We start from the raw sequence: 13,893 nt of genomic DNA, 5'->3' as shown, positions 1-13,893 counted from the left end.
ATTGTTATTTAACTTCCGTTTGTACGTACTTTTTACTTACATCTACTAGCGCTATGTCTTTGATAAATTCGCGCCCTAATAGTACAGGGTGACTCATTTGAGAGCGATCCGCCAATGTAAATTGCGCTTTTTCATGGATTTTTCCAACTTTCACCCATAATTCGATCACAGCTCGACGTTCTGCCTGATCATTGGTTGATTGACGGATTTTTACATAACGTACAACAGGCGCTTCAATCCATTTCTGGTCTTCTTCCGCTTGGGCTTTATCGTCTAGGTGGAATTTAACCCAGTTCTTGCCGTTACGTTCGAATTCTTTGATATCGACAGCGTTTAAAGAAGAGGTGGTTGCGCCTGTATCCACTCGTGCATCAAAGCTTTGCTTAATAGAGTCGATAGACACTTTTTCAATGCCGCCAAGGATAGTCGGTTGTGATGTAGGAGCTATAGGGGCCGCTGCAACTGCTACGGGTTCTTCTTCCTCTAGCTGTTCAATAACCTTGTGTTCCATGCTCGTTAGATGGACATCTAATTGGCTAGAAAGGGTAGTAATTTCGTCTTCTAAGCTTTCAATATAATCACTTTGATTGCTTAGTTGCAGTTCAAGATTTTGAACCTTATTTGCGATGTTTGTCTCTGAGCGGGCAATAGCATCGAGAGTTTCTTGGTGGTAGGCGGCACCGTTAGTCAGGGTACAACCAGAGAGCAAACCAACCGCCACAATCGGCGATAATCGCTTAAACATAAAAAAACCTTTGAGAATTAGAGAATAGTTCAGACTATTTAGAAGTTTAGCCCACAAAAAAGGATGCGTGAAGCATCCTATTGTAAGAGTCTGGTCATATTGAATCGCAATGTGAGCGCTACGCCAATTATTGCTATTTGAAATAGCTCACTTATTAAACATAAGTCAATTTTTGTTCAATTTGTGAGCTCAGGAAGAAAAGTTCATCGCGAAATCAACGGTGACTTTTTGACCATGGCAAGCCATTGTTTTGCTGTCTTATATAAGCTTGTGTTTTATTTACTCAATATGCCACTGCTTTGTGGGCAGAGATTCTATGGTTTTGTTGCTACCAAAATCGCACGTCTTGGCGCTGGGTGGCCTTCAACCGTTTTACTTGGATCGTTCGGATCTAGATAATCTGGAAGAGAGTTGTGCGTCATCCATTCTGTGGTGCGTTGTTCACCAATTGTCGTGACATTTTCATCAACGATACGTACGTCTTCAAAGCCAACTTGTTCCAGCCAGCGTTTCAGTGCGCGAGCTGAAGGGAAGAAGTACACGTTTCTCATCTGTGCGTAACGGTCAACAGGGACCAGTACCGCATTTTCATCGCCTTCAATGACTAAGGTTTCAAGAACCAGTTCACCGCCAGACACCAATTGGTCTTTTAGCTGAATCAAGTGGTCAAGTGGCGAACGACGGTGGTAAAGCACACCCATGCTGAATACTGTGTCGTAGGCTTCTAGCTTTGGCAGCTGCTCGATACCTAGAGGTAATAGGTGAGCACGTTGGTCATCGCCCATTAACTTACGAATTGCTTCAAACTGAACCAAGAATAGATGAGAAGGGTCGATACCAACCGTTAAGCGAGCACCTTCACCGAGCATGCGCCACATGTGGTAACCATTACCACAACCTACATCGAGAACCGAACGGTTTTTCAATGGGGAGATATGTGGAAGCACACGATCCCATTTCCAGTCACTACGCCACTCAGTATCGATATGAATATCGTGAACCGTGTAAGGGCCTTTTCTCCATGGGTGGAACGTCTTTAATAGGCTTTCTAGCTTTTTAAGCTCACCTGTGTGAAATGGTGTTGAGCTGCCAATCGTCACTGAGTTCTTCAGGTCAACTTGGTCTGGTACACCTTGTGGAATCTTGTTTAGTGCACGTAACCAACGGTCGAAGTCACCGTGCTCTGCATTTTGCCAATCTGTCAGTTGCTGTGGCAGAACATTGAGCCACGGCTGAAGGCGAGTGTCTTGGGCAATAAGTTGATAAAAATTGGCAAAATTAAACATAGTTTTTCACTGAGTTAATAGGGGCAATAAACCCTAAAATAAAAATTAAATTTGTCATTTCCTACAGTGAGGATGACGTTCTAATACGAGCTGACCAGGTTTGTAGGCTACTTAATCGCGAACATTGAACCAAAGTTGAAACATTGGAACCAAACTTCGCTACTTGAGAAGCCAATCTTATCAAATCGTTCTCTGTGAACAGGGATCGAGTCTGGGCGCATTACGTTTTCAATTGCGCTGCGTTTCTGGCTGACTTCCAGTTCGCTATATCCGTTAGCACGCTTGAAATCGTGGTGCAGGTCGATAAGCAGTTCGTTTGAGCTTTCGTCTTCGAATACGTATTTTTCTGACAGGATTAAGATCCCGCCAGGGCGCAGGCCTGCATGAATTTTTTCAAGTAGAGCGTATCGATCGTCTGGCGACAGGAATTGCAGCGTGAAGTTAAGTACCACAACCGAAGCGTCTTTGATCTCCACTTCACGAATGTCGGCTTCAATCACCTCTACTGGTGTGTCACTGCGGTAAGCATTAACGTGCAATTTGCAGCGCTCAACCATGGCTTCTGAGTTATCGATAGCGAAAATCGTGCAGCCTTCTTGCTGAATGTGACGACGCATAGAAAGTGTCGCCGCACCAAGCGAGCAGCCAAGGTCGTAAATATTTGAATGTGGCTTTACAAAGCGCTCAGCCAGCATGCCGATTGCAGAGATGATATTGCTATAGCCAGGCACCGAGCGTTGAATCATATCCGGAAATACTTCAGCAACCCTTGCATCAAAGGTGAAGTCTCCAATTTTATCAATAGGAGCGGAAAAGATATTGTCTGTGTTGCTCATGGCATTTTCTCTCGACAGTCAGCGTAATTGGCACAAAATTCATACCAAATAAAAGGGGACGTATTTTACGTAAAAAAAGCGCCACTGTCACGAAAACTGAGATTTAGCTCAAGGTTCGAAGTTGCTGATAGGTGATGGGTTAAAACATCGAGATTTGATTATTGCCTTTCTGAGCCGGAAACTGAGCCAGATCGGGTAATAATAATGATGTATTTTCAGACACTTGCTTTTGTAGTTGTTTATAAATTGCGATTGCAAGTTCGGGTGCGTGATTATTGTCTGGTGTGTGGATCATTAAATAGGGCTGCTTGCCTTCATTGAGCCAGTTTGGGATTTTGGCAAACCAAGGCTTAAAAAACTCAATATTAGGTTCTTGGTCTGGGTGACCAATAAATCGAATCATTGGGTTATTGGCGGTCGCAATGGCATGAACAGGAACACGGGGTTTTTTCTGGTGTGCATCGATCACCGCTTCTGTGGTTGGTGGCGCAGAAAAAACGGGGCGGCTGTCCATAATGATGCGATTGATGCCTTCCTCTACCAGCCATTGATTGAAGCGCTTTTCCGCATCGCCTTTATCAAAGAACCCCAAGTGGCGAACTTCGACGCCAAGCTGCATATCTTTTGGGAACAAGGTACAAAACTTTTGTAGGGCAGGCAGCATGCTGGGTTCAAAACTGTGTGGTAGCTGAATCGTCCATTGACCAATGCGATCATGCAGTGGCGACATAGTCATTAAGAACTCTTTGAGTTCTGCTTGGCAGTGCCTGAGTTGTTGCTGGTGGGTGATGAATTTAGGTAGCTTGAAAGTGAACTTGAAATCATCATGACTGGCGGCTTTCCAGTTATGAACTGTCGACATACTTGGCGTCGCGTAAAAGGTCGTGTTGCCCTCAACGGTATGAAAAACTTGCGCGTACTTCTCTAAGCGTTCAGCAGGCTTTGTTCCTTTTCCGTAGAACTGACTTTGCCACTCAGAATGAGACCACATGGTTAATCCAAGTCTTAGAGGTAAAGTGTCCATCGTTTTTGCACCATTGGTCATCACATTACTGCTTTTAATCGAAATGAAAATCTACTGTACGAGAGTTTTGCTGATTAAGGTACTTTCGAGATATAATTATCGCAATTTTTTCGGTTTTGATGAATCTTTGCGCACTTGATGGGCTAAAAAGCAGCAAAGCCAGATAAAACACAATAAATTCGAATGTGGAAGGTCGATTTTAAGCGAGTTTCCGCGTATAAATGTTCCTTTGCTCTGTTGTGTGGAATGACCACTGACAGCCTGGAAATTAGTAAATTATTAAGAGATTGGGAAATTCATTATGCGTACCCATTACTGTGGTAACCTGAACAAGTCCCTGGCGGGACAAACTGTAGAATTGTGCGGCTGGGTAAACCGTCGCCGTGATTTAGGCGGTCTTATCTTTATTGATATGCGTGATCGTGAAGGCATCGTTCAGGTTGTTGTCGATCCAGATATGAAAGATATCTTCCCGATCGCTAACCAACTGCGTAATGAATTCTGTATCAAATTTACTGGTGAAGTACGTGTTCGTCCTGATAGCCAAGTAAATAAAGACATGGCTACTGGTGAAGTAGAGCTTTACGCGACTGGTCTAGAGATCATCAACCGTTCAGAAGCGCTTCCACTAGACTTCAACCAAACGAACTCTGAAGAACAGCGTCTTAAGTACCGTTACATCGATCTTCGTCGTCCAGAAATGAGCGACCGTATCAAGCTTCGTGCACGTGCTTCTAGCTTCGTTCGTCGTTTCCTTGATGAGAACCTATTCCTAGACATCGAAACGCCAGTACTAACGAAAGCGACACCAGAAGGTGCTCGTGACTACCTAGTACCAAGCCGTGTTCACAAAGGCAGCTTCTACGCACTTCCTCAATCTCCTCAGTTGTTCAAGCAACTGCTGATGATGTCTGGTTTTGACCGTTACTACCAAATCGTTAAATGTTTCCGTGATGAAGATTTACGTGCTGACCGTCAGCCTGAATTTACTCAGATCGATATCGAAACATCTTTCATGACTTCTCAAGAAGTACGTAACGTGACTGAGAAGCTTGTTCACGATATGTGGAAAGAACTTCTAGATGTTGAACTAGGCCAATTCCCAGTAATGCCTTTCTCTGAAGCGATTCGCCGTTTCGGTTCTGATAAGCCAGATCTACGTAACCCACTAGAGCTAGTTGACGTTGCTGATTTAGTTAAAGACGTTGAGTTCAAAGTATTCTCTGGCCCGGCTAACGACGAAAAAGGTCGTGTAGCGGTTATCCGTGTTCCTGGTGGTGCTAAGCTAACTCGTAAGCAAATCGACGGTTACGCTGAACACGTAAACATCTACGGCGCGAAAGGCCTAGCATGGATGAAGGTGAACGACCGTGCTGCAGGCATGGAAGGTATTCAATCTCCAGTTGCTAAATTCCTAAGCGAAGACGTAATCAACGGTATTCTAGATCGCACTCAAGCTGAATCTGGCGATATCATTTTGTTTGGCGCAGACAAAGCGGGCATCGTTGCTGAAGCAATGGGTGCACTTCGTCTTAAACTAGGTACTGATCTAGAGCTAACAGACACATCTGCTTGGGCTCCACTGTGGGTTGTTGACTTCCCAATGTTCGAAGAAGACGGCGAAGGTAACCTACACGCAATGCACCACCCATTCACATCGCCACTAGGTGTGAACGCGGAAGAGCTTAAAGCAAACCCAGCAGCAGCAAACTCTGATGCATACGACATGGTAATCAACGGCTACGAAGTAGGCGGCGGTTCTGTACGTATTCATAACGCAGAAATGCAAACAGCGGTATTCGGTATCCTAGGTATCGAAGAACAAGAGCAACAAGAGAAGTTCGGCTTCCTACTTGAAGCGCTTAAGTACGGCACGCCACCACACGCTGGTCTAGCATTCGGTCTTGACCGTCTAGCAATGCTACTTTGTGGTACTGAGAACATCCGTGACGTTATCGCATTCCCGAAAACGACAGCTGCAGCATGTCTACTAACAGACGCGCCAAGCCTAGCGAACCCAGCATCACTGGAAGAGCTAGCAATCGCAGTTAAATTGGCAGAGAAAAAAGAGCAAGCGTAAGCCTGTTATCTTTTCTTGTTGATGAAGAAATCCTAGTTGGTAGAGAGCTCTTAATTAATTAGCCAAGACTTGCCAGTAAATTAGAAAATGCCCGTTAATTTGACGGGCATTTTTTTTTGCGTTCGATATACTAAGCTCATAAAGCATGTATAAATAATCAGTATTTGAAGTTATGTCTATTATCTTAGGGATTGACCCTGGCTCACGCATTACCGGTTACGGTGTTATTCGTCAAAATGGCCGCCACCTATATTACTTAGGGAGTGGTTGTATTCGCACCTCAGAAAAAGAGTTACCGGGTCGACTTAAGCAGATCTATGCAGGTGTGAGCGAAATCATCACTCAGTTTCAGCCGGATGTGTTTGCTATTGAGCAAGTCTTCATGGCGAAGAATGCGGATTCTGCACTTAAGCTTGGACAAGCTCGTGGCAGTGCGATCGTAGCGGCTGTAAATGCGGATTTGCCTGTTCACGAATACGCGGCTCGTTTAATTAAGCAAGCCGTGACAGGTAATGGTGGTGCAGATAAGTCTATGGTTCAGAACATGGTGATGAGTATGCTTAAGCTACCGGCTAAGCCACAGGCCGATGCAGCCGATGCTCTAGGCGTAGCGATCACTCACGCTAACACCAACAAAACATTGATAGCACTGGCTGGTAAGGCGACAGGCGCGAGAAAAGGGCGCTACCGTTAAACCTCGCTCTCTTGTTAGCTCCTAACATACAGCCTTTAGACCTATTCTATTGATGAGCCTTACACCCTGTTTGGCTCATATCAAAATACTACGCCGCTAAATCCTTGATGAAATGAGATCTTTCGAACAGAACCCAGATAATAACATTGCGTATCATTTAACATGTTATTAACATTGGTCGGAGGTCTAACAAGTTAATCAAGGATGATCACTGATGAACCCAATCAAGCTGTGGCGTGCGCTGTTTCTACCTAAAAGTAATGGGTGGAGTAACAACGAAGTCAGACAAGCCGATATCTTATTACTCTTCACTTTTATCGCCTTCTTTGTTGGTGTCTACAGCTTAATCAAATGGACCAAGCACGAAGAGCAACTTCTGATCGCTACATCTGTATTCCTTATCGCGTTTGAACTGATCTCCGCACTGCTGTTGCGTGTTACCAGTAAACCGAGCCTTGCACTCAATTTTGGCTTTGTTGGTATGGCAGTACATGCGCTGAATATCATCTACCAAAGCGGTGGTGTGGTGGCATCGACGCAGGCGTATTGGGTTCCTTTGTTAGTGGTCGCTTTTTTCTTGTCAGGAACACGTATTGTCGCCTTGGTATGGAGTGGGTTAGTGATTGGCGTTTCATTGATGATGACGTCAGCTCACCTTAATGGATTTGAATTTCCGCAGTTAGTACTTACTCCGGAAGCGGTGGTGGTTGAAACCTGGTCTGGTGTGATCATGCCGCTGGTGGTGATTTGTATTGCTCAAGCGTTTACTGCGAAGCAAAAAGAGGTTGCAATCGAAATGGCGGAAGAAGCGATTTCAGAAAGCCAACAGATTGCTAATCAAGCGACACAGAGTGAAGGGCGACTCTCGGTGGTGCTTGACCAAGCTAATTCGAATTCGGAAAGCTTACAGGGCGTATCTGTGCATCTAGACCAACAGTCGCGAGATTTACATTCGCAAGTTGAGGTGCTGAACATCAATTGCGAATCTCAGGCCAGTGCGGCAGAACAGATGAGCCAACAATTGCACCAAATGACTCAAGGTATCGAAGAATCAAACTCATTTGTGGGTGAGTTGAAAGAGCGTAGTGAAGCGGTCGGAGAGAAAGCGCAAAAGAGCTCTGAGTCATTAGAAGCCTCAACCAGTGCTATCACTCAGATCATTCAAAGTAATCAAGAGATCATGAAAGTCGCTGACTTGATTACTTCAGTAGCGGAACAAACTAATTTGTTGGCATTAAACGCGGCAATAGAAGCGGCTCGCGCAGGTGAGCAGGGAAGAGGCTTTGCAGTAGTCGCCGACCAAGTAAGAGAGTTATCGGCGAAAAGCAGTCATTCTGCGATAGAAATTCGAACCTTGTTGGACCGTAGTAAAGACGAAGTGGAACATGGTCGAGCGATAATTGAAACCACGGCGAATGAGATGAACGGCATCATCTCAGAAGTTCAAACTATCTCGACTGACGTCAATCAGCTCACCAACATTATGGCGATGCAGATGAATTCTTTGAAAGAGCTCGATCTCGCGAGTTCAGAAGTGGCACAGAGCGTTGCGGAAACCAAATCCGTGTCCGGCTTAGTCGCCAATTATGGTTCTGAACTCACAGGGCATGTTACCTCTGTCAAAGAGCTGGTCGAAAGCTTAAATAACGTGGTTTCACAAGCCAAACAAGCGTAAATAAATCACCCGAATAAACACAAAGAACTGGATAAGCATCCAGTTCTTTTATATTCTGTCCCTCAAATTATATTCCATCAAGAGAGTGAATTGTGATCGGACGTCTACGCGGTACATTAATAGAAAAACAGCCACCAGAATTACTAATCGAAGTGAGTGGCGTTGGTTATGAAGTTCAAATGCCAATGAGCTGTTTTTATGAATTACCAAATGTGGGCGAAGAGGCAATTATCTACACTCACTTTGTTGTTCGTGAAGATGCACAACTGCTTTACGGCTTCAATACAGTTAAAGAGCGTGCGCTGTTCCGTGAAGTTATCAAAGCAAATGGTGTTGGTCCTAAACTTGGTCTTGGTATTCTTTCAGGTATGACGGCGAGTCAGTTTGTTCAGAGTGTTGAACGTGAAGATATTTCTACGCTAGTGAAACTGCCGGGTGTCGGTAAGAAAACCGCAGAACGTCTGGTTGTTGAAATGAAAGACCGCCTGAAAGGGTGGGGCGTGGGTGACCTATTTACTCCAGCGACGGATGCAGCACCAATTGATTCTATGCCAACCGTTCACGACGCTGAAGAAGAAGCGGTAAGTGCGCTACTTGCATTAGGTTACAAGCCGACTCAAGCTTCTAAGGTGGTTTCTCAAGTGGCTAAAGATGGCATGACCAGCGAGCAGTTAATTCGCGAAGCACTGAAATCGATGGTTTAATACCTCATATACTTGTTCTATAAAACAGGCTCATTCACTTTGCCTTTACACAGAGTCAAGAAGCGCAGAGTCAACAAGCGCATAGTTAGGAATAGCAGAATTTATGATTGAAGCCGATCGCCTTATTGCACCGGACAACCCAGTATTCAAAGATGAAGATGTCATTGATCGTGCAATACGCCCTAAAGCACTTGCTGACTATCAAGGTCAGGATCATGTTCGTGGCCAAATGGAAATTTTCATCAAAGCGGCGCAATTGCGTAATGAGGCCCTCGATCATTTGTTGATATTTGGTCCTCCCGGTTTAGGGAAAACCACGTTGGCGAACATTGTTGCTAATGAAATGGATGTAAACATTCGCACCACTTCAGGCCCTGTACTGGAAAAAGCCGGCGACCTAGCGGCGCTGCTGACTAACCTTGAAGAAAATGATGTCCTATTCATTGATGAGATCCACCGCCTTAGCCCTGTGGTTGAAGAGGTGTTGTATCCAGCAATGGAAGATTACCAATTAGATATCATGATTGGCGAAGGCCCTGCGGCACGCTCTATCAAGATCGATCTTCCACCTTTCACGTTGATAGGCGCAACGACTCGTGCTGGCTCGCTTACGTCTCCGTTACGTGACCGTTTTGGTATCACTCAGCGTCTTGAGTATTACAAAGTTGAAGACTTGCAAAACATCGTGCAACGAAGCGCTGATTGCCTTGGTCTTTCTATGGAATCAGAAGGGGCGTTAGAAGTTGCTCGTCGTGCTCGTGGTACACCACGTATTGCCAACCGTTTACTGCGCCGTGTACGCGACTATGCGGAAGTGAAAGGAGATGGTCATATCTGCTCAGAGGTTGCCGATAAAGCGCTTAACATGTTGGATGTCGATGCTAAAGGTTTTGACTACATGGATAGAAAGCTTCTGCTTGCGATCATGGAAAAGTTTGGTGGTGGTCCAGTGGGTATCGACAATATGGCTGCAGCGATCGGTGAAGAAAGAGACACCATTGAAGATGTGTTAGAGCCTTACTTGATTCAGCAAGGTTACCTACAAAGAACGCCAAGAGGTCGAATCGCGACCGACAGAGCTTATTTACACTTCGGAATAGATAAGCCGTCTAATCGTTAAATTATTCATTTTTAAAGATCCCAGTTGCATAAGCGCTGGGATTTTTTGCATTTTACTGAATAACAACTCTTTGCGCTAATCGATAAAAAGGCTGAATAGCGGGTTTCAAAAATGAAAACTTTGATTTCAGGTTTGATTTGCCTAACAAAAATTGAAATAAGTTGTCATAACTTTTGTTAGTACTTTATGGGTAGTTGTAATTTGTATGTTGAAGTGGTGCTGAGCTTTTGTCACAGATATCATGCGCTGTTATTAACAGAGCTCAAATTGGTGTGATTTTAATCATGATTGTTCAAAAATACCTCTAATTTGCGTGAATAAAATTGATACAAATCAACGCAGGCTTCTCCTATAAATCTTTTGAAACATACTGATTTTACCAGTAATATTAGCGCCAGCTATATTAGCTCATGCTTAACAATAATCTAACTATAACGGTACGTTTTTGCTACAAATTTCAATTTGTAATAACAATTACATAAATTGTTTTAACATGGATTTTTGCGGTGAATAATCACACAAGTGTCATTCAGCCGACACAAAGGAGTTACCATGATTGATGTTGTTGATCTGTCGCGATTGCAATTTGCATTTACAGCGATGTATCACTTCCTATTTGTTCCACTGACACTAGGTATGGCATTTCTACTTGCCATTATGGAGTCAGTTTATGTAATGACTGGCAAGCAAATTTACAAGGACATGACTAAGTTCTGGGGTAAATTGTTTGGTATTAACTTTGCTCTTGGTGTAGCGACAGGCTTAACCATGGAGTTCCAGTTCGGTACTAACTGGTCTTACTATTCTCACTATGTTGGCGACATCTTTGGTGCACCGCTGGCTATCGAAGCGCTTGTTGCATTCTTCCTAGAGTCTACTTTTGTTGGTCTTTTCTTCTTCGGTTGGGATAGATTGTCGAAGCGTCAACACTTAGCGGTAACTTGGTTAGTAGCACTTGGTTCTAACTTCTCTGCGCTTTGGATCTTGGTAGCTAACGGCTGGATGCAAAACCCAGTGGGTGCGGAATTTAACTTTGAAACGATGCGTATGGAAATGGTGAGCTTCGCTGAAGTTGTACTAAACCCAGTAGCACAGGTTAAATTCGTACACACAGTAGCGTCTGGTTACACAACGGGTGCAATGTTCATCCTTGGTATCAGCTCATACTACATTCTTAAAGGTCGTGACCTTGCCTTTGCTCGTCGTTCTTTTGCGATTGCAGCATCTTTCGGTATGGCGGCGATCCTGTCAGTAATCGTGCTAGGTGATGAATCTGGTTACGAGCTTGGTGAAGTTCAAAAAGTGAAACTCGCTGCTGTAGAAGCAGAGTGGCACACTGAAGAAGCACCTGCTGCATTTACTGTTTTTGGTATTCCAAACCAAGAAACAATGGATACTGACTACGCAATTAAGATTCCTTACGTAATGGGTATTATCGCAACACGTTCTCTTGATAAAGAAGTAACAGGCCTGCGTGACCTGCGTGATGACCACGTTGATCGTATCCGCACGGGTATGTACGCATACGAGCTGCTTGAAAAGCTACGTTCAGGCGATAAGTCTGAAGAAAACATGGCGGCATTCGACGAAGTGAAAGGTGACCTAGGTTACGGTCTACTTCTTAAGCGCTACACAGACGACGTTGTTGATGCAACAGAAGAGCAAATCCAAATGGCTGCGGATGATTCTATCCCAACAGTTTGGCCTCTATTCTGGTCATTCCGTCTGATGGTTGCTTGTGGCTTCATCATGCTGTTTGTATTCGGCGCAGCGTTTGTTCAAACATGTCGTCAGAAGATCGAACAGAAACCCTGGGTACTTAAAGCGGCGCTGTTCTCAATCCCACTTCCTTGGATTGCGATCGAAGCGGGTTGGTTCGTTGCTGAGTTTGGTCGTCAACCATGGGCGGTTGGTGAAATCCTACCGGTTAACGTTGCAGCATCAGCATTAACTATTGAACAGCTTTGGACTTCTCTATTCGCTATCCTGGCACTGTACACGGTGTTCTTGATTGCTGAAGTTTACCTAATGCTGAAATTCGCACGTAAAGGTCCAAGTAGCTTAAAGACAGGCCGTTACCACTTTGAACAAAACGATAACTCTGTTGAAGACAAAGTTAGCCGTTCAGTCGAAGTATAAGTGAGGGAATATTATGTTTGATTACGAAAGCTTACGACTTATTTGGTGGGTATTGATCGGTGTTCTACTGGTTGGTTTCGCCGTAACTGATGGCTTCGATATGGGTGTTGCTGCTCTTTCACCTGTTATCGGTAAGAGCGACACTGAACGCCGTATTATGCTAAACACGATTGCCCCTCACTGGGATGGTAACCAAGTTTGGCTTATCACTGCGGGTGGCGCATTGTTTGCTGCATGGCCACTGGTTTACGCAACGTCGTTTTCTGGCTTCTACTTCGCAATGTACGCGACGTTAGCAGCGCTTTGGTTGCGACCACTTGCTCTTGATTACCGTTCTAAGATCGAAGATCCAAAATGGCGTAAAACTTGGGACTACGCACTTTGCTTTAGTGGTACAGTTCCACCAATCATCTTCGGTGTAGCATTTGGTAACCTATTACAAGGTGTTCCATTTGACCTGAACGAATTTATGATGTCTAAGTACCATGGCACGTTCTTCGCTCTGCTAAACCCGTTTGCATTGCTTTGTGGTGTATTAGCTCTGATGTTGTTCGTGATGCAAGGTGCAACATGGCTTCAAATGAAGACTACAGAAGAGCTGCACGCTCGTGCTCGTAACGTTGCTCAGATCACTGGCCTAATTGCTATTGCTCTGTTCGTTATTGGTGGTTTCTGGGTTCAATCTATCGAAGGCTATGTTATTACAAGCACTATCGATACGTTTGCTGATTCAAACCCTTTAAACAAAGAAGTATCACTTCAAGTGGGTGCTTGGATGACAAACTTCGAAACGTATCCTGCAATGTGGGCTGCGCCGATCCTTGGGGTAGCGATGCCACTGCTTGCTGTGATTGCATCTCGCTTTGAGCGTGGTGGTTTCGCATTCTTGTTCTCAAGTCTATCGAACGCAGGTGTTATTTTAACGGCTGGTTTTGCAATGTTCCCATTCGTAATGCCATCAAGCCTGAACCCTAGCCATAGTTTGACTATGTGGGATTCAACAGCGAGTGAGCTTACGCTTGGCCTTATGACTGCTGTTGCGGCGGTAATGGTTCCGGTGATTCTTGGCTACACAACTTGGACATACTACAAAATGTTCGGTCGTCTAGATAAGAAACACATCGAAGATAACGACGTTTCAGCTTACTAAGCTAGAAGTTAAATAACTTAGGAGAAATTTTATGTGGTATTTCGCATGGATTTTGGGTGTACTTCTAGCATGTGCATTCGGCATCATTAATGCTCTTTGGCTAGAGCATTCAGAAATGATGGACAAAGACAGTGAGTAATCTCGCAGAGCAAATCGCTAAACTGCATCAACCAATGGATAAGACTCTATTAAGAGCTTTATCCTTGGTATTGGGTTTCATGCATGTTGGTTTAGTGATGTGGGATCCTGAAGCGTATGCGACAAGCATCGGGGGCTTTAACGCGATCATCGGGCCAATGTTTATCTGGGCAGTTTGCTCAAGCATGGTTTACGGTATTGGATTTAAGCCAAGAGCTTGGATGTGGCAGCTACTGTTTAGCCCATACGTTTCACTCACAATTTCGCTCTACCTAACGGTGCTGCGCCTTCTATAAAGGCAA

General features: G+C 44.5%; 13 protein-coding genes. 9 read left to right on the top strand and 4 right to left on the bottom strand.

Annotated features, from left to right (window positions below; translation table 11 throughout):
- Positions 1 to 4: 4 nt before the first annotated feature.
- The 4 genes from OC193_RS10285 to OC193_RS10270 form a co-directional block, all read right to left on the bottom strand.
- Positions 5 to 745, bottom strand: a complete 741-nt coding sequence (locus tag OC193_RS10285; RefSeq protein WP_029405339.1) for an ATP-dependent zinc protease family protein — start codon at positions 743 to 745, stop codon at positions 5 to 7.
- A gap of 314 nt (positions 746 to 1,059) precedes the next feature.
- Positions 1,060 to 2,031: a tRNA 5-methoxyuridine(34)/uridine 5-oxyacetic acid(34) synthase CmoB gene (cmoB, locus tag OC193_RS10280; RefSeq protein ID WP_009846365.1), complete on the bottom strand. Its 972-nt coding sequence runs from the start codon at positions 2,029 to 2,031 to the stop codon at positions 1,060 to 1,062.
- Positions 2,032 to 2,138: 107 nt separating this feature from the next.
- Positions 2,139 to 2,867 carry a carboxy-S-adenosyl-L-methionine synthase CmoA gene (gene cmoA, locus OC193_RS10275; protein WP_017062083.1) on the bottom strand — a complete coding sequence of 243 codons (729 nt, stop codon included), beginning with the start codon at positions 2,865 to 2,867 and terminating at the stop codon, positions 2,139 to 2,141.
- Between the two features lie 139 nt (positions 2,868 to 3,006).
- On the bottom strand, positions 3,007 to 3,912 hold the full coding sequence (locus OC193_RS10270; RefSeq protein WP_048664685.1) for a DUF72 domain-containing protein: 906 nt from the start codon (positions 3,910 to 3,912) through the stop codon (positions 3,007 to 3,009).
- 280 nt (positions 3,913 to 4,192) lie between these two features.
- Here OC193_RS10270 and aspS point away from each other — a divergent pair, with 280 nt between their 5' ends.
- From aspS to ybgE, 9 genes are all read left to right on the top strand, one after another.
- Complete coding sequence (gene aspS / locus OC193_RS10265; RefSeq protein ID WP_019821025.1) at positions 4,193 to 5,971, top strand: aspartate--tRNA ligase; 1,779 nt, start codon at positions 4,193 to 4,195, stop codon at positions 5,969 to 5,971.
- A gap of 172 nt (positions 5,972 to 6,143) precedes the next feature.
- Positions 6,144 to 6,665 carry a crossover junction endodeoxyribonuclease RuvC gene (gene ruvC, locus OC193_RS10260; RefSeq protein WP_008219936.1) on the top strand — a complete coding sequence of 174 codons (522 nt, stop codon included), beginning with the start codon at positions 6,144 to 6,146 and terminating at the stop codon, positions 6,663 to 6,665.
- A gap of 214 nt (positions 6,666 to 6,879) precedes the next feature.
- Positions 6,880 to 8,340: a methyl-accepting chemotaxis protein gene (locus tag OC193_RS10255; protein ID WP_048664686.1), complete on the top strand. Its 1,461-nt coding sequence runs from the start codon at positions 6,880 to 6,882 to the stop codon at positions 8,338 to 8,340.
- A gap of 92 nt (positions 8,341 to 8,432) precedes the next feature.
- Complete coding sequence (ruvA, locus tag OC193_RS10250) at positions 8,433 to 9,044, top strand: Holliday junction branch migration protein RuvA (protein WP_048659659.1); 612 nt, start codon at positions 8,433 to 8,435, stop codon at positions 9,042 to 9,044.
- 103 nt (positions 9,045 to 9,147) lie between these two features.
- The gene (gene ruvB / locus OC193_RS10245; RefSeq protein WP_048659657.1) at positions 9,148 to 10,164 is read left to right on the top strand and encodes a Holliday junction branch migration DNA helicase RuvB; all 1,017 of its coding nucleotides are present in this window, start codon (positions 9,148 to 9,150) and stop codon (positions 10,162 to 10,164) included.
- Positions 10,165 to 10,716: 552 nt separating this feature from the next.
- The gene (cydA, locus tag OC193_RS10240; protein ID WP_048659656.1) at positions 10,717 to 12,303 is read left to right on the top strand and encodes a cytochrome ubiquinol oxidase subunit I; all 1,587 of its coding nucleotides are present in this window, start codon (positions 10,717 to 10,719) and stop codon (positions 12,301 to 12,303) included.
- Positions 12,304 to 12,316: 13 nt separating this feature from the next.
- On the top strand, positions 12,317 to 13,453 hold the full coding sequence (gene cydB / locus OC193_RS10235; protein WP_048659654.1) for a cytochrome d ubiquinol oxidase subunit II: 1,137 nt from the start codon (positions 12,317 to 12,319) through the stop codon (positions 13,451 to 13,453).
- A 31-nt stretch (positions 13,454 to 13,484) separates the two neighbouring features.
- Positions 13,485 to 13,592, top strand: a complete 108-nt coding sequence (gene cydX, locus OC193_RS10230; RefSeq protein WP_000270284.1) for a cytochrome bd-I oxidase subunit CydX — start codon at positions 13,485 to 13,487, stop codon at positions 13,590 to 13,592.
- Entirely contained in the window at positions 13,585 to 13,887 is a 303-nt protein-coding gene (gene ybgE, locus OC193_RS10225; RefSeq protein WP_048664688.1) for a cyd operon protein YbgE, read from the top strand. Before cydX ends, ybgE begins: the two co-directional genes overlap by 8 nt.
- The last annotated feature ends 6 nt before the right edge of the window (positions 13,888 to 13,893 follow it).

Origin of the sequence: Vibrio crassostreae (assembly GCF_024347415.1) — a bacterium.
GTDB classification, from domain to species: Bacteria; Pseudomonadota; Gammaproteobacteria; order Enterobacterales; family Vibrionaceae; genus Vibrio; species Vibrio crassostreae.
This window is presented reverse-complemented; position numbering and strand designations above follow the sequence as displayed.